26 protein-coding genes are annotated in these 17,080 nt (G+C 67.4%); 25 read left to right on the top strand and 1 reads right to left on the bottom strand.

Annotated features, from left to right (window positions below):
• Positions 1 to 265 precede the first annotated feature (265 nt).
• The 4 genes from rpsL to tuf all read left to right on the top strand — a co-directional run bounded on the left by rpsL (position 266) and on the right by tuf (position 4,705).
• Positions 266 to 634, top strand: coding sequence for a 30S ribosomal protein S12 (rpsL, locus tag JSY13_RS10510; protein WP_029145644.1), 369 nt, complete (start codon positions 266 to 268; stop codon positions 632 to 634).
• A gap of 5 nt (positions 635 to 639) precedes the next feature.
• Positions 640 to 1,110 carry a 30S ribosomal protein S7 gene (gene rpsG / locus JSY13_RS10505; RefSeq protein WP_179410053.1) on the top strand — a complete coding sequence of 157 codons (471 nt, stop codon included), beginning with the start codon at positions 640 to 642 and terminating at the stop codon, positions 1,108 to 1,110.
• Between the two features lie 78 nt (positions 1,111 to 1,188).
• The gene (gene fusA / locus JSY13_RS10500; protein ID WP_259606613.1) at positions 1,189 to 3,303 is read left to right on the top strand and encodes an elongation factor G; all 2,115 of its coding nucleotides are present in this window, start codon (positions 1,189 to 1,191) and stop codon (positions 3,301 to 3,303) included.
• A gap of 208 nt (positions 3,304 to 3,511) precedes the next feature.
• Complete coding sequence (gene tuf / locus JSY13_RS10495) at positions 3,512 to 4,705, top strand: elongation factor Tu (protein ID WP_259606612.1); 1,194 nt, start codon at positions 3,512 to 3,514, stop codon at positions 4,703 to 4,705.
• A 502-nt stretch (positions 4,706 to 5,207) separates the two neighbouring features.
• Here the strand turns inward: tuf and JSY13_RS10490 are convergent.
• A complete protein-coding gene (locus tag JSY13_RS10490) occupies positions 5,208 to 6,137 on the bottom strand; it encodes an endonuclease domain-containing protein (protein WP_259606611.1) in 930 nt (309 codons plus the stop codon).
• 357 nt (positions 6,138 to 6,494) lie between these two features.
• Here JSY13_RS10490 and JSY13_RS10485 point away from each other — a divergent pair, with 357 nt between their 5' ends.
• From JSY13_RS10485 to rplO, 21 genes are all read left to right on the top strand, one after another.
• The gene (locus JSY13_RS10485; RefSeq protein WP_259606610.1) at positions 6,495 to 6,707 is read left to right on the top strand and encodes a hypothetical protein; all 213 of its coding nucleotides are present in this window, start codon (positions 6,495 to 6,497) and stop codon (positions 6,705 to 6,707) included.
• Between the two features lie 822 nt (positions 6,708 to 7,529).
• Positions 7,530 to 7,838 (top strand): 30S ribosomal protein S10, encoded by a 309-nt coding sequence (gene rpsJ / locus JSY13_RS10480; RefSeq protein ID WP_017201594.1) that lies wholly within the window; start codon positions 7,530 to 7,532, stop codon positions 7,836 to 7,838.
• Between the two features lie 8 nt (positions 7,839 to 7,846).
• A complete protein-coding gene (gene rplC / locus JSY13_RS10475; protein ID WP_259606609.1) occupies positions 7,847 to 8,506 on the top strand; it encodes a 50S ribosomal protein L3 in 660 nt (219 codons plus the stop codon).
• A 2-nt stretch (positions 8,507 to 8,508) separates the two neighbouring features.
• Positions 8,509 to 9,171 carry a 50S ribosomal protein L4 gene (gene rplD / locus JSY13_RS10470; protein WP_259606608.1) on the top strand — a complete coding sequence of 221 codons (663 nt, stop codon included), beginning with the start codon at positions 8,509 to 8,511 and terminating at the stop codon, positions 9,169 to 9,171.
• Entirely contained in the window at positions 9,168 to 9,488 is a 321-nt protein-coding gene (rplW, locus tag JSY13_RS10465) for a 50S ribosomal protein L23 (RefSeq protein ID WP_259606607.1), read from the top strand. Before rplD ends, rplW begins: the two co-directional genes overlap by 4 nt.
• Before the next feature lie 20 nt (positions 9,489 to 9,508).
• Complete coding sequence (gene rplB / locus JSY13_RS10460; RefSeq protein ID WP_259606606.1) at positions 9,509 to 10,348, top strand: 50S ribosomal protein L2; 840 nt, start codon at positions 9,509 to 9,511, stop codon at positions 10,346 to 10,348.
• A 12-nt stretch (positions 10,349 to 10,360) separates the two neighbouring features.
• Positions 10,361 to 10,642, top strand: a complete 282-nt coding sequence (rpsS, locus tag JSY13_RS10455) for a 30S ribosomal protein S19 (RefSeq protein ID WP_223170705.1) — start codon at positions 10,361 to 10,363, stop codon at positions 10,640 to 10,642.
• A gap of 25 nt (positions 10,643 to 10,667) precedes the next feature.
• The gene (gene rplV, locus JSY13_RS10450) at positions 10,668 to 11,066 is read left to right on the top strand and encodes a 50S ribosomal protein L22 (protein ID WP_259606605.1); all 399 of its coding nucleotides are present in this window, start codon (positions 10,668 to 10,670) and stop codon (positions 11,064 to 11,066) included.
• Positions 11,066 to 11,815, top strand: coding sequence for a 30S ribosomal protein S3 (gene rpsC / locus JSY13_RS10445; RefSeq protein WP_259606604.1), 750 nt, complete (start codon positions 11,066 to 11,068; stop codon positions 11,813 to 11,815). Before rplV ends, rpsC begins: the two co-directional genes overlap by 1 nt.
• On the top strand, positions 11,815 to 12,234 hold the full coding sequence (gene rplP, locus JSY13_RS10440; RefSeq protein ID WP_259606603.1) for a 50S ribosomal protein L16: 420 nt from the start codon (positions 11,815 to 11,817) through the stop codon (positions 12,232 to 12,234). The genes rpsC and rplP overlap by 1 nt, the downstream gene beginning before the upstream one ends.
• Positions 12,234 to 12,548, top strand: coding sequence for a 50S ribosomal protein L29 (rpmC, locus tag JSY13_RS10435; RefSeq protein ID WP_272653364.1), 315 nt, complete (start codon positions 12,234 to 12,236; stop codon positions 12,546 to 12,548). Before rplP ends, rpmC begins: the two co-directional genes overlap by 1 nt.
• The gene (gene rpsQ / locus JSY13_RS10430) at positions 12,548 to 12,865 is read left to right on the top strand and encodes a 30S ribosomal protein S17 (protein WP_259606602.1); all 318 of its coding nucleotides are present in this window, start codon (positions 12,548 to 12,550) and stop codon (positions 12,863 to 12,865) included. The genes rpmC and rpsQ overlap by 1 nt, the downstream gene beginning before the upstream one ends.
• Positions 12,862 to 13,230: a 50S ribosomal protein L14 gene (rplN, locus tag JSY13_RS10425; RefSeq protein ID WP_067194525.1), complete on the top strand. Its 369-nt coding sequence runs from the start codon at positions 12,862 to 12,864 to the stop codon at positions 13,228 to 13,230. The genes rpsQ and rplN overlap by 4 nt, the downstream gene beginning before the upstream one ends.
• 2 nt (positions 13,231 to 13,232) lie before the next feature.
• On the top strand, positions 13,233 to 13,592 hold the full coding sequence (gene rplX, locus JSY13_RS10420; protein ID WP_259606601.1) for a 50S ribosomal protein L24: 360 nt from the start codon (positions 13,233 to 13,235) through the stop codon (positions 13,590 to 13,592).
• Positions 13,592 to 14,182, top strand: coding sequence for a 50S ribosomal protein L5 (gene rplE, locus JSY13_RS10415; RefSeq protein WP_259606600.1), 591 nt, complete (start codon positions 13,592 to 13,594; stop codon positions 14,180 to 14,182). Before rplX ends, rplE begins: the two co-directional genes overlap by 1 nt.
• 130 nt (positions 14,183 to 14,312) lie before the next feature.
• Positions 14,313 to 14,711, top strand: a complete 399-nt coding sequence (rpsH, locus tag JSY13_RS10410) for a 30S ribosomal protein S8 (RefSeq protein WP_259606599.1) — start codon at positions 14,313 to 14,315, stop codon at positions 14,709 to 14,711.
• A 6-nt stretch (positions 14,712 to 14,717) separates the two neighbouring features.
• Entirely contained in the window at positions 14,718 to 15,254 is a 537-nt protein-coding gene (gene rplF, locus JSY13_RS10405; protein WP_259606598.1) for a 50S ribosomal protein L6, read from the top strand.
• Positions 15,255 to 15,257: 3 nt separating this feature from the next.
• On the top strand, positions 15,258 to 15,617 hold the full coding sequence (rplR, locus tag JSY13_RS10400; protein ID WP_259606597.1) for a 50S ribosomal protein L18: 360 nt from the start codon (positions 15,258 to 15,260) through the stop codon (positions 15,615 to 15,617).
• On the top strand, positions 15,614 to 16,303 hold the full coding sequence (gene rpsE, locus JSY13_RS10395) for a 30S ribosomal protein S5 (RefSeq protein ID WP_259606596.1): 690 nt from the start codon (positions 15,614 to 15,616) through the stop codon (positions 16,301 to 16,303). Before rplR ends, rpsE begins: the two co-directional genes overlap by 4 nt.
• The gene (rpmD, locus tag JSY13_RS10390; protein WP_106816569.1) at positions 16,303 to 16,488 is read left to right on the top strand and encodes a 50S ribosomal protein L30; all 186 of its coding nucleotides are present in this window, start codon (positions 16,303 to 16,305) and stop codon (positions 16,486 to 16,488) included. The genes rpsE and rpmD overlap by 1 nt, the downstream gene beginning before the upstream one ends.
• On the top strand, positions 16,488 to 17,057 hold the full coding sequence (gene rplO, locus JSY13_RS10385; protein ID WP_259606595.1) for a 50S ribosomal protein L15: 570 nt from the start codon (positions 16,488 to 16,490) through the stop codon (positions 17,055 to 17,057). Before rpmD ends, rplO begins: the two co-directional genes overlap by 1 nt.
• Positions 17,058 to 17,080 lie beyond the last annotated feature (23 nt).

Below are 17,080 nucleotides of genomic sequence, written 5' to 3'. Positions count from 1 at the left end.
GCCGGACCGGGGCGGCGCGGGGAGGACCCGCGCGGCGGCGCCGGACGATCGCGCCCCGCGGCATCCGCTCATTTGACCGGCGCCGTTACGCCGCATTACACTTGATCGGGTGTGCGCACGCCTGTGCGCTCATGCAGGGCGCCGGTACCTCCGGTTCGCCCCCACGGCATACCCACCACCTGACAGCACGGCGGATCCGTCGTGCCGGTGGGTCATGATGTGAAATCCATCACGCTGTCACCGTGCAGCACTATGAGGAGAGAACGTGCCAACCATTCAGCAGTTGGTTCGCAAGGGCCGTACGCCTAAGGTCTCGAAGACCAAGGCTCCGGCGCTGAAGTCGAACCCGCAGCAGGCCGGCGTGTGCACCCGTGTGTACACCACCACCCCGAAGAAGCCGAACTCGGCGATGCGCAAGGTCGCCCGTGTGAAGCTCCGCAACGGCACCGAGGTCACTGCCTACATCCCGGGCGAGGGCCACAACCTGCAGGAGCACTCGCTCGTGCTCGTCCGCGGCGGTCGTGTGAAGGACCTCCCCGGTGTCCGCTACAAGATCGTCCGCGGTGCGCTCGACACCCAGGCCGTCAAGAACCGTAAGCAGGCTCGTTCCCGCTACGGCGCGAAGAAGGGTTGAGATAGATGCCTCGTAAGGGTCCCGCCCCGAAGCGCCCGGTCGTCAACGACCCCGTCTACGGCGCGCCGATCGTCACCTCGCTCGTGAACAAGATCCTCGTCGACGGCAAGAAGTCGCTCGCCGAGTCGATCGTCTACGGCGCCCTCCGCGGCGTCGAGGCCAAGAGCGGCCAGGACGCCGTCGCCACGCTCAAGAAGGCGCTCGACAACGTGCGCCCCACCCTCGAGGTCCGCAGCCGCCGCGTCGGCGGCTCGACCTACCAGGTTCCGGTCGAGGTCAAGCCGCACCGCGCGAACACGCTCGCTCTGCGCTGGCTCGTCAGCTACGCGAAGGGCCGTCGTGAGAAGACGATGACCGAGCGCCTGCAGAACGAGATCCTCGACGCCTCGAACGGCCTGGGTGCCGCGGTCAAGCGCCGCGAGGACACCCACAAGATGGCCGAGTCGAACCGCGCCTTCGCCCACTACCGCTGGTAAGGGGCAGAGCGGATGCCGCCACCGCGGCATCCGCTCCCACTCTCTGATTCGTTCCTGAACCATCCCGGAGGAACCCCCGTGGCACAAGAAGTGCTCACCGACCTGAGCAAGGTCCGCAACATCGGCATCATGGCCCACATCGATGCCGGCAAGACCACCACCACCGAGCGCATCCTGTTCTACACGGGTGTCAACCACAAGCTTGGCGAGACGCACGACGGCGCCTCGACGACCGACTGGATGGAGCAGGAGAAGGAGCGCGGCATCACCATCACCTCCGCCGCGGTGACCTGCTTCTGGAACAAGAACCAGATCAACATCATCGACACCCCCGGTCACGTGGACTTCACGGTCGAGGTGGAGCGCTCGCTCCGCGTGCTCGACGGTGCGGTCGCCGTCTTCGACGGCAAGGAGGGCGTGGAGCCCCAGTCCGAGACCGTGTGGCGTCAGGCCGACAAGTACAACGTCCCGCGCATCTGCTTCGTCAACAAGATGGACAAGCTGGGCGCCGACTTCTACTACACGGTCGACACCATCGTGAACCGCCTGGGCGCGAAGCCGCTCGTGCTGCAGCTGCCGATCGGCGCCGAGAACGACTTCGTCGGCGTCGTCGACCTGATCGAGATGCGCGCCCTGGTGTGGCCGGGCGACGCCAAGGGCGACGTGACCATGGGCGCCCAGTACGAGATCCAGGACATCCCGGCCGACCTGAAGGACAAGGCCGAGGAGTACCGTCAGCAGCTGCTGGAGACGGTCGCCGAGTCGGACGAGGAGCTTCTGGAGAAGTTCTTCGGCGGCGAGGAGCTCACCGTCGCCGAGATCAAGGGCGCGATCCGCAAGCTCGTGATCGCCTCCGAGATCTACCCGGTGCTGTGCGGCTCCGCGTTCAAGAACCGCGGTGTGCAGCCGATGCTGGACGCGGTCATCGACTACCTGCCGTCGCCGCTGGACATCCCCGCCATCGAGGCCCACGACCCGAAGGACGAGGAGAAGATCATCGAGCGTCACCCCGACGCGAAGGACCCCTTCGCGGCGCTGGCGTTCAAGGTGGCCGTCCACCCGTTCTTCGGTCGTCTGACCTACGTGCGCGTCTACTCGGGCGAGCTCGAGTCGGGCGCTCAGGTCGTCAACTCGACCAAGGGCAAGAAGGAGCGCATCGGGAAGATCTTCCAGATGCACGCCAACAAGGAGAACCCGGTCGACAAGCTCACCGCGGGCAACATCTACGCCGTGATCGGCCTGAAGGACACCACCACCGGTGACACCCTCGCCGACATCAACCAGCCGGTCGTGCTGGAGTCGATGACCTTCCCGGAGCCGGTGATCGAGGTCGCCATCGAGCCGAAGACCAAGGCCGACCAGGAGAAGCTGGGTCTGGCGATCCAGAAGCTCGCCGAGGAGGACCCGACCTTCCGCACCGAGCTCAACCCGGAGACCGGTCAGACGACCATCAAGGGCATGGGCGAGCTGCACCTCGACATCCTCGTGGACCGCATGAAGCGCGAGTTCAAGGTCGAGGCGAACGTCGGCAAGCCGCAGGTGGCGTACCGCGAGACGATCCGCAAGGCCGTCGAGAAGCACGACTACACCCACAAGAAGCAGACCGGTGGCTCGGGTCAGTTCGCGAAGATCCAGTTCACCATCGAGCCGCTCGAGGTGACCGCGGACAAGACCTACGAGTTCGTCAACGAGGTGACCGGTGGCCGTGTGCCGCGCGAGTACATCCCGTCGGTGGACGCGGGCTTCCAGGACGCGATGAACGTCGGCGTGCTGGCCGGCTACCCGATGGTGGGCGTCAAGGCGACCCTCGTCGACGGTGCCGCGCACGACGTCGACTCCTCGGAGATGGCGTTCAAGATCGCGGGCTCGATGGGCTTCAAGGAGGCCGCCCGCCGTGCGAACCCGGTGCTCCTCGAGCCGCTGATGGCGGTCGAGGTGCGTACGCCGGAGGAGTACATGGGCGACGTCATCGGCGACCTGAACTCGCGTCGCGGCCAGATCCAGTCCATGGAGGACGCCCAGGGCGTCAAGGTCGTGCGCGCTCTGGTGCCGCTGTCGGAGATGTTCGGCTACATCGGCGACCTGCGCTCGAAGACCTCGGGCCGCGCGGTCTACTCGATGGAGTTCGACAGCTACGCGGAGGTCCCGAAGGCCGTGGCCGACGAGATCGTCCAGAAGGCCAAGGGCGAGTAAGCCCTGTCGGATGCCGCGGACGCTGAGCCCGTCGCAGCGCCCGGTCGTCGAGCGAGGCCCGCAGGGCCGAGACGAACGCCCGGTCCGCGGCATCCGGTACCCCACAACTTCACACTTCCCTCTCTATTAGACTGAGAACCTAACCCGTAGAGAAGCGGTCGCAAACCAGTGCCCGCTGTCGCTACATGACCGTCCTGAGGAGGACCCAGTGGCTAAGGCCAAGTTCGAGCGGACCAAGCCGCACGTGAACATCGGAACGATCGGTCACGTCGACCACGGCAAGACCACGCTCACCGCAGCGATCTCGAAGGTGCTTGCTGAGAAGTACCCGTCGGATGTCAACGTCGTGCGCGACTTCTCGTCGATCGACTCGGCTCCGGAAGAGCGTCAGCGCGGTATCACCATCAACATCTCGCACGTCGAGTACGAGACCCCGAAGCGTCACTACGCACACGTCGACGCCCCGGGTCACGCTGACTACATCAAGAACATGATCACCGGTGCCGCCCAGATGGACGGCGCGATCCTGGTCGTGGCCGCCACCGACGGCATGATGGCTCAGACGAAGGAGCACATCCTCCTCGCCAAGCAGGTCGGCGTGCCGTACCTGCTCGTCGCCCTGAACAAGGCCGACATGGTCGAGGACGAGGAGATCCTCGAGCTCGTCGAGATGGAGGTCCGCGAGCAGCTGTCGAAGAACGACTTCGACGGTGACAACGTTCCGGTCGTGCGCGTCTCGGGCCTGAAGGCTCTCGAGGGCGACGAGAAGTGGGTGCAGTCGATCGTCGACCTCATGGAGGCCGTCGACGAGAACATCCCGGACCCGGTGCGTGACCGCGACAAGCCGTTCCTGATGCCGATCGAGGACGTCTTCACGATCACCGGTCGTGGCACCGTCGTCACCGGTCGTGCCGAGCGCGGCACCCTGGCCATCAACTCCGAGGTCGAGATCGTGGGTCTGCGCCCGACGCAGAAGACGACCGTCACCGGTATCGAGATGTTCCACAAGCAGCTCGACGAGGCGTGGGCCGGCGAGAACTGCGGTCTGCTCCTCCGCGGCACCAAGCGCGAGGACGTCGAGCGCGGCCAGGTCGTCGTGAAGCCGGGTTCGATCACCCCGCACACCCACTTCGAGGGCACCGCGTACATCCTCTCCAAGGACGAGGGTGGCCGCCACAACCCCTTCTACACGAACTACCGTCCGCAGTTCTACTTCCGCACCACCGACGTCACCGGCGTCATCACGCTGCCCGAGGGCACCGAGATGGTCATGCCGGGTGACACCACCGACATGTCGGTCGAGCTGATCCAGCCGATCGCCATGGAGGAGGGCCTCGGCTTCGCGATCCGTGAGGGTGGCCGCACCGTCGGCGCCGGCACGGTCACGAAGATCGTCAAGTAAGCACTGCTTCTCGCAGAGGGGTCGGACCTTCGGGTCCGGCCCCTCTGTCGTTGATGCGCGTGGGGCGGGGCGGCGCGGTGCCGCCCGGCGCGGCGCGGCGCGGTCGCCGGGAGCTTTCCGCATCCGCGGGGGTGCTGTGCCGTGTGTTCTTCTCCCGGCGGCGGGATGCCTCGCGGTCGTCCGCGGTCGCCGGGAGGTTCTCGCATCCGCGGGGGTGTTGCGCGGTGCGTTCTTCTCCCGACGGTGGGATGCCTCGCGGTCGTCCGCGGTCGCCGGGAGCTTCTCGCATCCGCGGCGGCGCTGCGCGGTGCATTGTTCTCCCGGCGGCGGGATGCCGCGCGGGCGCCTTCGGTCGCGGGGAGGTTCCTGCATCCGCGGAGGTGCTGTGGGGTGCGTTCTTCTCCCAGCGGCGGCATGCCTCGCGGCTGTCCGCCGTCGCCCGGGAGCTTTCCGCCTCCGCGGAGGTGCTGCGCGGTGCGTTCTTCTCCCGGCTGATGCCGGGTCAGGCGGCGCTGCGCTGCGCGACGGCGCGGCGGAGGCGGGCGAGGAAGGCCGCGCGGCCATCGGCGAGGTCGAGCTGGGTGATCCGGAGCACCAGCCATCCCCGCTCCTCGAGCTCGCGCTGCCGCCGGATGTCCTCACGCCACTGCTCCGGGTCGGTGCGATGGCCGTCGCCCTCGTACTCGATCGCGATCTTCCACTCGGGATACGCGAGATCGACCGTCGCGATCTTGCGTCCCCGTTCGTGGACGACGTATTGGACCTCGGGTTCGGGCAGGCCGGCCGCCATGATCACCACCCGCGCTTCGGTCTCCTTGGGGGAGTCGACGCCGGCCCGTGCGCGTGTCAATGCGGTGCGGACCCGGCCCACGCCCGGAAACGAGCCCCATTCGGCCAGGCGCATGTCGATCTCGCCCGCATCCGTCAACGGGCGCGGACCGACCAGGTTCGGGTACTTCCCTGACGGGGTGATCAGCGCCTCGATCAGCACGAGCAGCTGTGTCGCCGTGAGCTCGGCGGCGAGCACGAAGAGCGTCGCCACCGGATCGAGCACGGGCACGCCGTCGAGCAGAGCCGCCCGCATCCGCACCGTGCTCAGCCGATGGCCGGCGACGCCGGCGACCTTCGGCGGAGCGGCACCCTCCGGCACCGCGATGTCCAGGAGCTCATGGGGCGTCCAGAACCAGGGGAGCGGAAGGCCCCGCAGGCGCGCGGCAGTGCGCCGGGAGAACGCCTGCCCCTCGCGCAGTCTGGGCGCGTAGTAGCGCACGCGCGCGAGGAAGGTGTCGGGCACCGCGACGGAGCGGATGCCCGGGAAAGGCCGTGCCAGGTCCGGAGCATTGCAACGGCCGCGGCCGATGCCGTGCTCCTCGGCCTGTCGCAGGTGGAACGCCGGGATGAGTGCCGGTGGCAGGAGAACACGATGATGCATCCGTCAAGGATGCGCAGTGTTCACCTCACCGGGATGCGCGATTCCCGGCATCCGTGGAGAACTCGTCGAGGGGCCACATCTGTGGAGGACGAGGCGTCACACGTGCGGCGGGAGGATCCTGCACCCGGGAGGCCCGTCTCCGATGCGGGATTCTCCCGGCGGCGCGGGCGGGACCGGCCGCCAGGAGGAAAACGCACGGGGGAGGGCCTGGGGGATGCGGGATCCTCCCGGCGGCGTCCCGGCGGCGCGGCGACGGCGCGGTGGCGGAACCCGGCTCTTGTCCGCGCGGACGGGGATCGCGTAGAAAGGAACCTGGGTGCGGCGACTGCGCACCGACACGGAACGGGGGAGGAACCCATGGGCATCGAAGACGCACTGAACAAGGGCAAGGAGATCTTCGAGCAGAACAAGGAGAAGGTCGACGAGGCGATCCACAGCGAGCAGGCCGAGGGCATCAGCGACAAGGTGCTCGACGGCGTCTCCGACTTCGCCAAGAAGATCGCGCCGGGTGCGTCCGACCACATCGACGGCGTCCGCGACAACATCGACAAGGCCGTCGGCAACGAGTGACGCCGCGCTGAGCGCGAAGAGGCGGTGCATCCCCGGCGGGTGCACCGCCTCTTCCGTGTCCCGGGTCCGCGGCACGCGGGGGCGGATGCTGGCCGCGCGCGGCGCCCGTCCCCTACACTGAGGATCGCCGCCTGGGGAAAAGCGGCACGGCGGGAGCGGGGAAGCTCCCGCTCCGGCGCATCCGATGCGTCGAGGACATTGGGGATTGCATCTTGGGGAACAGCGTGCCGAGCGCGCGGGGAGTCCGCGATGGCATCACCATGCGCCTGCGACTCGTGGAGCGCCCGCGGACGAGGCGTCCGGCGTCCCTCCATGCCCGACGCCTCCGGCCCGGCGTGCCCCCTCGCGCCGGGCGTCCCCCAGCGCGGGTGGGGCATGGGGATGCCCCACCCGCGTCTCCCCGACGGATGCCGCGGAACCGCGGAATCACGCGCGACACGCCCGGGTTTGCGCAACCGAAAACCCGCATGGCAGAATAGACAGGTTCCACATTCCTGCGCCCTGCGCGGGATCACTGCCAGGGCAGTGCATAGACGGCGCCCCTCCGGGTGCAGGGTTCTAGGCCGCGGGCAGCAGAACACAAAAATCCGACACCTCCCGAACGGGATCCCGGCGTGCCTGCACGGCGGGGGTCGGCATCCGTGCGCTCCGGCGTGCGGCTGACAGCAGAACAGTGGTGCCCCTTCGACGGGCTCAGGGACCGGTACGGTCCCGGATCCGCGAAGTCCAGTGCCGAGGCGTGAACAGCGCCGACGTGCGTCCAATGCCCCAGGGTCACCCGGCCCAGGACGGTAAGACGCCTTAAAGAGAGTGAGCAGACAAATGGCGGGACAGAAGATCCGCATTCGCCTGAAGTCGTATGACCACGAGGTCATCGACACGTCGGCGCGCAAGATCGTCGACACCGTGACCCGTGCGGGCGCGACTGTCGTCGGCCCCGTGCCGCTTCCGACCGAGAAGAACGTCGTGTGCGTCATCCGGTCGCCCCACAAGTACAAGGACAGCCGCGAGCACTTCGAGATGCGCACCCACAAGCGTCTGATCGACATCGTCGACCCGACGCCCAAGGCCGTCGACTCGCTGATGCGCCTTGACCTTCCGGCCGACGTCAACATCGAGATCAAGCTCTGAGGTTCGACATGGCTGACATCAACGCAAAGATTTCCAAGGGCATGCTCGGCACCAAGCTCGGCATGACGCAGGTGTGGAACGAGAACGGAAAGCTCGTCCCGGTCACCGTCATCGAGCTGGCGCCGAACGTCGTCACCCAGATCCGCACCCCTGAGAAGGACGGCTACAACGCCGTGCAGATCGCCTACGGCCAGATCGACCCGCGCAAGGTCACCAAGCCGCTGACCGCGCACTTCGAGGCCGCCGGCGTCACGCCGCGTCGTCACGTCACCGAGATCCGCACCGCGGATGCTGCTGACTACTCACTCGGTCAGGAGCTCACCGTGGACGGCCTGTTCGAGGCCGGCCAGCTGGTCGACGTCGTCGGCACCAGCAAGGGCAAGGGCACCGCCGGTGTCATGAAGCGCCACAACTTCAAGGGCGTCTCCGCCTCGCACGGTGCGCACCGCAACCACCGCAAGCCCGGCTCGATCGGCGCCTCGGCGACCCCGAGCCGCGTCTTCAAGGGCATGCGCATGGCCGGCCGCATGGGCGGCGAGCGCGTGACCGTCCTCAACCTCACGGTGCACGCCATCGACGCCGAGAAGGGACTCATGCTCGTCAAGGGCGCCGTCCCCGGCGCGCGCGGCCGCATCGTCTACGTCCGCAACGCAGTGAAGGGTGCCTGACCATGGCCGACTCGACTCTCGCGCTCGACGTCATCGCGGTCGACGGCAAGAAGGCCGGCTCTGTCGAGCTGCCCGCCGCGATCTTCGACGTCAAGACCAACGTCCCGCTGATCCACCAGGTCGTCGTCGCGCAGCTCGCCGCGGCGCGCCAGGGCACCCACTCGACCAAGCGTCGCGGTGAGGTCTCCGGCGCCGGCCGCAAGCCCTTCAAGCAGAAGGGCACGGGCAACGCCCGTCAGGGCTCGATCCGCGCGCCGCACATGACCGGCGGTGGCATCGTGCACGGCCCGAAGCCGCGCGACTACTCGCAGCGCACCCCCAAGAAGATGATCGCCGCCGCCCTCCTGGGCGCGCTCAGCGACCGCTTCCGCGGTGAGCGCCTGCACGCCGTCGAGGCGTTCGTCGCCGGCGAGACCCCTTCGACGAAGTCCGCCGCGGGCCTGCTGGCCGGTGTCGCCCCGTCGAAGAACGTCCTCGTGGTGACCGAGCGCAACGACGAGCTGACCGTGAAGAGCGTCCGGAACCTTCCGAACGTCCACGTGCTCAGCTACGACCAGCTGAACGCCTACGACGTGCTCGTCTCCGACGACATCGTCTTCACCAAGGCCGCTCTCGAGGGCTTCATCGCCTCGAAGACCGGCGCAACCGAGGAGGTCTCGGCATGAGCGAGCAGAACATCCTCGCGACGGCCCTGAACAAGGACCCGCGCGACATCATCCTGGGCCCGGTCGTCTCCGAGAAGAGCTACGGTCTGATCGACGAGGGCAAGTACACCTTCCTCGTGGACCCGCGCGCCTCGAAGACCGAGATCAAGCTCGCCATCGAGAAGATCTTCGGCGTGAAGGTCGCCTCGGTGAACACGATCAACCGCGTCGGCAAGGCCCGCCGCACCCGTTTCGGCACCGGCAAGCGCAAGGACACCAAGCGCGCCATCGTGTCGCTGAAGTCGGGCTCCATCGACATCTTCACGGCAGTCGGCTGACCGGGGGATAAGGACAGAACATGGCTATTCGCAAGTACAAGCCCACGACCCCGGGTCGCCGCGGTTCGTCTGTGGCCGACTTCGCCGAGATCACCCGATCGACGCCGGAGAAGTCGCTGCTGCGCCCGCTCGCCAAGACCGGTGGCCGCAACAACCAGGGCCGCATCACCACCCGCCACATCGGCGGTGGCCACAAGCGCCAGTACCGTGTCATCGACTTCCGTCGCAACGACAAGGACGGCATCAACGCCAAGGTCGCTCACATCGAGTACGACCCCAACCGCACCGCGCGCATCGCGCTGCTGCACTACGTTGACGGCGAGAAGCGCTACATCCTCGCCCCGAACAAGCTGAAGCAGGGCGACATCGTCGAGTCGGGTCCCGCCGCGGACATCAAGCCCGGCAACAACCTGCCGCTGAAGAACATCCCCACCGGTACGGTGATCCACGCGATCGAGCTCCGTCCCGGCGGCGGTGCGAAGATGGCTCGTTCGGCCGGCGCCTCGGTGCGCCTGGTCGCGAAGGACGGCCCCTACGCGCAGCTGCGTCTCCCCTCGGGCGAGATCCGCAACGTCGACGCGCGCTGCCGCGCGACGATCGGCGAGGTCGGCAACGCCGAGCAGTCCAACATCAACTGGGGCAAGGCCGGCCGCAAGCGCTGGAAGGGCGTCCGCCCGACCGTCCGCGGTGTCGCCATGAACCCGGTCGACCACCCGCACGGTGGTGGTGAGGGCAAGACCTCCGGTGGTCGTCACCCCGTCACCCCCTGGGGCCAGGCCGAGGGACGCACCCGTCACGCCAACAAGGAAAGCGACAAGTACATCGTCCGTCGCCGCACCACTGGCAAGAAGCGCAAGTAGGAGTAGAGGAAGATGCCACGTAGTCTCAAGAAGGGCCCCTTCGTCGACGAGCACCTGCTTCGCAAGGTGGTCGGTCAGAACGAGGCTGGTACCAAGAACGTCATCAAGACCTGGTCGCGTCGCTCGATGATCATCCCGGCCATGCTGGGTCACACCATCGCCGTGCACGACGGTCGCAAGCACATCCCCGTGTTCGTGACCGAGACCATGGTCGGCCACAAGCTGGGCGAGTTCGCGCCCACCCGCACCTTCCGCGGCCACGAGAAGGACGACAAGAAGGGCCGCCGCCGCTGACGCGGGGGCGATAGAGGAGAGAGAAATGGTGGAGTCCATCGCACGCGTGCGACACATCCGCGTGACCCCTCAGAAGGCTCGTCGTGTCGTCGCCCTGATCAAGGGCAAGCAGGCCCAGGAGGCGCTGGCCATCCTGAAGTTCGCGCCGCAGGGTGCCAGCGAGCCGATCTACAAGCTCGTGCACGCCGCCATCGCGAACGCGCAGGTCAAGGCCGATCGCGACGGCGAGTTCCTGGACGAGCAGGACCTGTACGTGAAGAACGCGTACGTCGACGAGGGCACGACGCTCAAGCGTTTCCAGCCCCGCGCTCAGGGCCGCGCATTCCAGATCAAGAAGCGCACGAGCCACATCACGGTCGTGCTGGCCACCCCCGAGGTCGCTGAGGCGGCCCCGGCTGCCAAGACGAAGAAGGCGAGCAAGTAATGGGACAGAAAGTCAGCCCCTACGGCTTCCGCCTCGGCATCACCACGGACCACGTGTCCCGCTGGTTCTCCGACTCCACGAAGCCGGGCCAGCGTTACGCCGACTACGTGGCCGAGGACATCAAGATCCGCAAGCTCCTGCAGACGCAGCTCGACCGCGCCGGCGTGAGCCGCATCGAGATCGAGCGCACCCGCGACCGCGTGCGTGTGGACATCCACACCGCTCGTCCGGGCATCGTCATCGGCCGCCGCGGCGCCGAGGCGGAGCGCATCCGCGGTGACCTCGAGAAGCTCACCGGCAAGCAGATCCAGCTGAACATCCTCGAGGTGAAGAACCCCGAGGCCGACGCTCAGCTCGTCGCGCAGGGCATCGCCGAGCAGCTCTCCGCGCGCGTGGCGTTCCGCCGCGCGATGCGCAAGGGCCTGCAGGGCGCGCAGCGCGCCGGCGCCAAGGGCGTCCGCATCCAGGTCTCCGGCCGTCTCGGCGGCGCGGAGATGAGCCGTTCCGAGTTCTACCGCGAGGGTCGCGTGCCGCTGCACACGCTCCGCGCGAACATCGACTATGGCTTCTACGAGGCGAAGACCACCTTCGGCCGCATCGGCGTGAAGGTCTGGATCTACAAGGGCGACCTCACCAACAAGGAGCTTGCTCGCGAGCAGGCCAACCAGAAGCCTTCGCGTGACCGTGGCGGCGACCGTCGTCGCGCCCCGCGCACCGAGGCTCCCGTCGCAGAAGGAGCGTCTGCCTGATGCTTATCCCTCGCAAGGTCAAGTACCGCAAGCAGCACCACCCGAAGCGTTCGGGCCAGGCGACCGGCGGCACCAAGGTCACCTTCGGTGAGTTCGGCATCCAGGCCCTGACCCCCGCTTACGTGACGAACCGTCAGATCGAGTCCGCTCGTATCGCGATGACCCGTCACATCAAGCGTGGTGGAAAGGTGTGGATCAACATCTACCCGGACCGTCCGCTCACGAAGAAGCCGGCCGAGACCCGCATGGGTTCCGGTAAGGGCTCGCCGGAGTGGTGGGTCGCAAACGTCAAGCCGGGCCGCGTCCTGTTCGAGGTCGCGGGCGTGAACGAGCAGCTGGCTCGTGAGGCGCTCACCCGGGCCATTCACAAGCTGCCTCTGAAGGCACGCATCATCAAGCGCGAGGAGGGCGACGCGTAATGGCGATCGGCACCAAGGAGCTCGCACCCGCCGAGCTCGACACGTTCGAAGACCAGCGCCTCGTCGAGGAGCTGCGCAAGGCCAAGGAGGAGCTGTTCAACCTCCGATTCCAGTCGGCCACCGGCCAGCTGGAGAGCCACGGCCGCATCCGCGCCGTCAAGCGCGACATCGCGCGCCTCTACACCGTGATCCGCGAGCGCGAGCTGGGCATCCGTGCGACGCCCGCTCCGGTCGAGGCTCCGGCCAAGAAGGCGTCCAAGTCGAAGGCGAGGAAGGCCGATGAGGCCGAGGCGCCGAAGGAGGAGGCCGAGTAATGGCTGAGAAGAAGGCTGCAGAGGCCGGCCACGAGTCCGCCGAGCACGACGTCCGCGACGTCAACGCCCGCGGCTACCGCAAGGCGCGTCGTGGCTACGTCGTCAGCGACAAGATGGACAAGACCATCGTCGTCGAGGTCGAGGACCGCGTGAAGCACCCGCTCTACGGCAAGGTCATCCGCCGCACCTCGAAGGTGAAGGCCCACGACGAGAACAACACCGCCGGCATCGGCGACCTGGTTCTCATCAACGAGACCCGTCCGCTGAGCGCCACCAAGCGCTGGCGTCTGGTTGAGATTCTGGAGAAGGCCAAGTGATTCAGCAGGAGTCCCGCCTCAAGGTCGCCGACAACACCGGCGCGAAGGAGCTGCTCACGATCCGCATCCTCGGTGGCTCGCGCCGCCGCTACGCGGGTCTGGGCGACACCATCGTCGCGACGGTCAAGGACGCGATCCCGGGCGGCAACGTCAAGAAGGGCGATGTGGTCAAGGCCGTCATCGTCCGCACCGTCAAGCAGACGCGTCGTCCCGACGGCTCGTACATCAAGTTCGACGAGAACGCCGCCGTGATCCTGAAGAACGACGGGGAGCCCCGTGGCACCCGCATCTTCGGGCCGGTCGGTCGTGAGCTTCGCGACAAGAAGTTCATGAAGATCGTCTCCCTGGCCCCGGAGGTCATCTGATCATGGCGAAGATCAAGAAGGGCGACCTGGTTCAGGTCATCACCGGTCGCAAGCAGGACAAGGGCGGCGACCGCGGCAAGCAGGGCAAGGTCCTCGAGGTCCTCGTCGAGCAGAACCGCGTCGTGGTGGAGGGCGTGAACTACGTCACCAAGCACACCCGCGTCGGCCAGACCCAGCGCGGCACCAAGACCGGTGGCATCGAGACCGTCGAGGCGCCGATCCACATCTCCAACGTCGCCCTCGTCGACCCCTCGACCAAGAAGCCGACCCGCGTCGGCCACCGCGTCGAGGAGCAGGTCAAGGACGGCGTCAAGCGCACGGTCCGCGTGCGCTACGCGAAGAAGTCAGGTAAGGACCTCTGATGGCAGCGACTGACGCCGCGCAGGCTGGCAAGATCCAGCCGCGCCTGAAGGCGAAGTACAACAACGAGATCAAGAAGGCTCTGCAGGACGAGTTCGGCTACAAGAACGTCATGCAGATCCCCGGCCTGGTCAAGGTCGTCGTGAACACCGGCGTCGGCGAGGCCGCTCGCGACAGCAAGGTGATCGAGGGTGCGGTCGACGACCTCACCCGGATCACCGGCCAGAAGCCGGTCGTCACCAAGGCTCGCAAGTCGATCGCGCAGTTCAAGCTGCGCGAGGGCCAGCCCATCGGCGCGCACGTCACCCTCCGCGGCGACCGCGCCTGGGAGTTCCTGGACCGCCTGGTGAACCTGGCTCTGCCGCGCATCCGCGACTTCCGCGGCCTGTCGGCGAACCAGTTCGACGGCAACGGCAACTACACCTTCGGTCTCCAGGAGCAGAGCGTGTTCCACGAGATCGACCAGGACAAGATCGACCGCGTCCGCGGTTTCGACATCACCGTGGTGACGTCGGCCAAGACGGATGCCGAGGGCCGCGCGCTCCTGCGCCACCTGGGCTTCCCGTTCAAGGCCGCCGACGCCCCGGCCTGATCGGAGACGCGGGGAGGGATGCCGGAAGGCATCCCTCCCCGCGTGCCGTACAATTGAAGATTGCGTGTGTTCAGGAAGGCCGTCTGTCGTGTAACGGCAGCCGGAACCCCATGATCGAAAGAAGACAACAATGACAATGACAGACCCGGTCGCAGACATGCTGACCCGTCTGCGCAACGCGAACTCGGCGCACCACGACTCCGTGACGATGCCGTCGAGCAAGCTCAAGGCGCACATCGCCGAGATCCTCCAGCAGGAGGGTTACATCGCCGGCTTCGAGGTGACCGACGCCCGCGTCGGCAAGAACCTCACCCTGTCGCTCAAGTACGGTCCCAACCGCGAGCGCTCCATCGCCGGCATCAAGCGCGTGTCGAAGCCCGGTCTCCGCGTGTACGCGAAGTCAACCGAGCTGCCCAAGGTCCTCGGTGGCCTCGGCATTGCCATCCTGTCCACCTCCTCCGGTCTCCTCACCGACCGTCAGGCTGAGCAGAAGGGCGTGGGCGGAGAAGTTCTCGCCTACGTGTGGTGATCTGACATGTCGCGTATCGGACGTCTTCCCATCGACATCCCCGCGGGCGTGACCGTCACGGTCAACGGCCGCGAGGTGTCGGTGAAGGGCCCCAAGGGTGAGCTCACCCTGCAGGTGGCCAGCCCCATCGAGGTCGTCGTCGAGGAGAACCAGGTCCTGGTCACCCGTCCCGACGACGAGCGCGAGTCGCGGTCGCTCCACGGCCTGACCCGCACCCTCATCAACAACAACATCATCGGCGTCACGCAGGGCTACTCCAAGGGCCTCGAGGTCGTCGGCACCGGTTACCGCGTGCAGCAGAAGGGCAGCGGCGTCGAGTTCGCGCTCGGCTTCTCGCACCCGGTGCAGGTGGACCCGCCCGCGGGCATCACGTTCACGGTCGAGGGCACGAACAAGCTCACCGTGAGCGGCATCGACAAGCAGGCTGTCGGCGAGGCAGCCGCCAACATCCGCAAGATCCGCAAGCCCGAGCCGTACAAGGGCAAGGGTGTGCGCTACGCCGGCGAGGTCGTGCGTCGCAAGGCCGGAAAGGCTGGTAAGTAAACCATGGCTGTGAAGTCGAAGTCCGACGCCCGCGCGCGTCGTCACGCCCGTCTTCGCAAGAAGATCGTGGGCACCGAGACGCGTCCGCGTCTGGTCGTCACCCGCTCCGCACGTCACGTCTTCGTGCAGCTGGTGGACGACAGCAAGGGCCACACCGTGGCATCCGCTTCCACGCTCGAGACCGACCTGCGCTCCTTCGACGGTGACAAGACCGCCAAGGCCCGCAAGGTGGGCGAGCTCGTCGCCGAGCGCGCGAAGGCCGCCGGCATTTCCGAGGCAGTGTTCGACCGTGGCGGCAACCGCTACGCCGGTCGTGTCGCCGCCATCGCCGATGGCGCCCGCGAAGGGGGGCTGGCACTGTGAGTGACATCAAGGAGAACAACGAAGTGACCGAGCAGGCTGCTGCCGAGGCTCAGGCCGAGCCCCAGCGCGAGCAGCGCGAAGGCCGCCGGGGCGGTCGCGACCGCAACCAGGGCCGTGACCGCAACTCGCGCGACCGCGGCGACAACCAGTTCCTGGAGCGCGTCGTCACCATCAACCGCGTGTCGAAGGTCGTCAAGGGCGGTCGCCGGTTCAGCTTCACCGCGCTCGTGGTCGTCGGCGACGGCAACGGCATGGTGGGCGTCGGCTACGGCAAGGCCCGCGAGGTGCCGCTGGCGATCTCGAAGGGCGTCGAGGAGGCCAAGCGCAACTTCTTCCGCGTGCCGCGCGTCGGCTCGACCATCCCGCACCCGGTGCAGGGCGAGTCCGCTGCGGGCGTGGTGCTCCTGCGTCCGGCCGCCGCGGGTACCGGTGTCATCGCCGGTGGTCCGGTCCGTGCGGTCCTGGAGTGCGCCGGCATCCACGACGTGCTGTCGAAGTCGCTCGGCTCGTCGAACACGATCAACATCGTGCACGCCACCGTCGAGGCTCTGAAGGGCCTGGAGGAGCCGCGCGCCGTCGCCGCTCGCCGTGGCCTGGACTACGACGCGGTCGTGCCGGAGATCATCATCCGCAACGAGGCGCGGGCCGCTGCGGCCGCCGCCGCTGCGCAGAAGGTAGGTGCCTGATGGCCGCACGGCTCAAGGTCACGCAGATCAAGTCCAAGGTGAGTGAGAAGCAGAACCAGCGCGACACGCTGCGCAGCCTCGGTCTCAAGCGGATCGGCGACTCGGTCGTCCGTCCCGACGACGCGCAGACGCGCGGCTACGTCCGGACCGTCGCTCACCTCGTCAAGGTTGAGGAGATCGACTAATGGCTGAGAAGAAGGAAGCCGTCGAGGTCGTCGAGGCCGAGAAGGCCGAGAAGAAGAAGTCCGCGACGCGCAAGTCGACCGCGGCCGCCACGAAGCCGGCCGCCAAGAAGGCGGATGCCGCGGCCTCGCGCCCCGGCGTGCTGAAGGTGCACCACCTGCGTCCGGTCCCCGGCGCCAACACCGCGAAGACCCGCGTGGGTCGCGGTGAGGGCTCCAAGGGCAAGACCGCCGGTCGCGGCACCAAGGGCACCAAGGCCCGCAACACTGTTCGCGCCGGGTTCGAGGGTGGGCAGATGCCGCTGCACATGCGCACCCCGAAGCTCCGCGGCTTCAAGAACCCGTTCCGGGTCGAGTACCAGGTCGTGAACCTGGCGAAGCTCGCCGAGCTCTACCCGCAGGGCGGCGAGGTCACGGTCAGCGACCTGGTCGCCAAGGGAGCGGTCCGCAAGAACGAGAAGGTCAAGGTCCTGGGCGACGGGGACATCTCCGTCAAGCTCACGGTCTCGGTCGACAAGGTCTCGAGCAGCGCCGAGCAGAAGATCGTCGCCGCTGGCGGATCCGTCAAGTGACACACGCGAGGAGGGGTCGGAGA

Origin of the sequence: Microbacterium neungamense (assembly GCF_024971095.1) — a bacterium.
In the GTDB taxonomy this organism is placed as follows: domain Bacteria; phylum Actinomycetota; class Actinomycetes; order Actinomycetales; family Microbacteriaceae; genus Microbacterium; species Microbacterium neungamense.
The sequence above is the reverse complement of the archived record's forward strand: the minus strand, read 5'-3'. Positions and strand labels throughout refer to the sequence as shown.

Coding starts and splice junctions, on each gene's coding strand:
- rplC (WP_259606609.1), top strand. CDS start 7,847: ATGGCTGACATCAACGCAAAGATTTCCAAGGGCATGCTCGGCACCAAG.
- rplE (WP_259606600.1), top strand. CDS start 13,592: ATGGCAGCGACTGACGCCGCGCAGGCTGGCAAGATCCAGCCGCGCCTG.
- rplR (WP_259606597.1), top strand. CDS start 15,258: ATGGCTGTGAAGTCGAAGTCCGACGCCCGCGCGCGTCGTCACGCCCGT.
- rplD (WP_259606608.1), top strand. CDS start 8,509: ATGGCCGACTCGACTCTCGCGCTCGACGTCATCGCGGTCGACGGCAAG.
- rpmC (WP_272653364.1), top strand. CDS start 12,234: ATGGCGATCGGCACCAAGGAGCTCGCACCCGCCGAGCTCGACACGTTC.
- rplV (WP_259606605.1), top strand. CDS start 10,668: ATGGTGGAGTCCATCGCACGCGTGCGACACATCCGCGTGACCCCTCAG.
- rplO (WP_259606595.1), top strand. CDS start 16,488: ATGGCTGAGAAGAAGGAAGCCGTCGAGGTCGTCGAGGCCGAGAAGGCC.
- JSY13_RS10485 (WP_259606610.1), top strand. CDS start 6,495: ATGGGCATCGAAGACGCACTGAACAAGGGCAAGGAGATCTTCGAGCAG.
- JSY13_RS10490 (WP_259606611.1), bottom strand. CDS start 6,137: ATGCATCATCGTGTTCTCCTGCCACCGGCACTCATCCCGGCGTTCCAC.
- rpsJ (WP_017201594.1), top strand. CDS start 7,530: ATGGCGGGACAGAAGATCCGCATTCGCCTGAAGTCGTATGACCACGAG.
- rpsS (WP_223170705.1), top strand. CDS start 10,361: ATGCCACGTAGTCTCAAGAAGGGCCCCTTCGTCGACGAGCACCTGCTT.
- rplW (WP_259606607.1), top strand. CDS start 9,168: ATGAGCGAGCAGAACATCCTCGCGACGGCCCTGAACAAGGACCCGCGC.
- rpsC (WP_259606604.1), top strand. CDS start 11,066: ATGGGACAGAAAGTCAGCCCCTACGGCTTCCGCCTCGGCATCACCACG.
- rpsH (WP_259606599.1), top strand. CDS start 14,313: ATGACAATGACAGACCCGGTCGCAGACATGCTGACCCGTCTGCGCAAC.
- rpsG (WP_179410053.1), top strand. CDS start 640: ATGCCTCGTAAGGGTCCCGCCCCGAAGCGCCCGGTCGTCAACGACCCC.
- rplF (WP_259606598.1), top strand. CDS start 14,718: ATGTCGCGTATCGGACGTCTTCCCATCGACATCCCCGCGGGCGTGACC.
- rpsQ (WP_259606602.1), top strand. CDS start 12,548: ATGGCTGAGAAGAAGGCTGCAGAGGCCGGCCACGAGTCCGCCGAGCAC.
- rplB (WP_259606606.1), top strand. CDS start 9,509: ATGGCTATTCGCAAGTACAAGCCCACGACCCCGGGTCGCCGCGGTTCG.
- rpmD (WP_106816569.1), top strand. CDS start 16,303: ATGGCCGCACGGCTCAAGGTCACGCAGATCAAGTCCAAGGTGAGTGAG.
- rplX (WP_259606601.1), top strand. CDS start 13,233: ATGGCGAAGATCAAGAAGGGCGACCTGGTTCAGGTCATCACCGGTCGC.
- rplP (WP_259606603.1), top strand. CDS start 11,815: ATGCTTATCCCTCGCAAGGTCAAGTACCGCAAGCAGCACCACCCGAAG.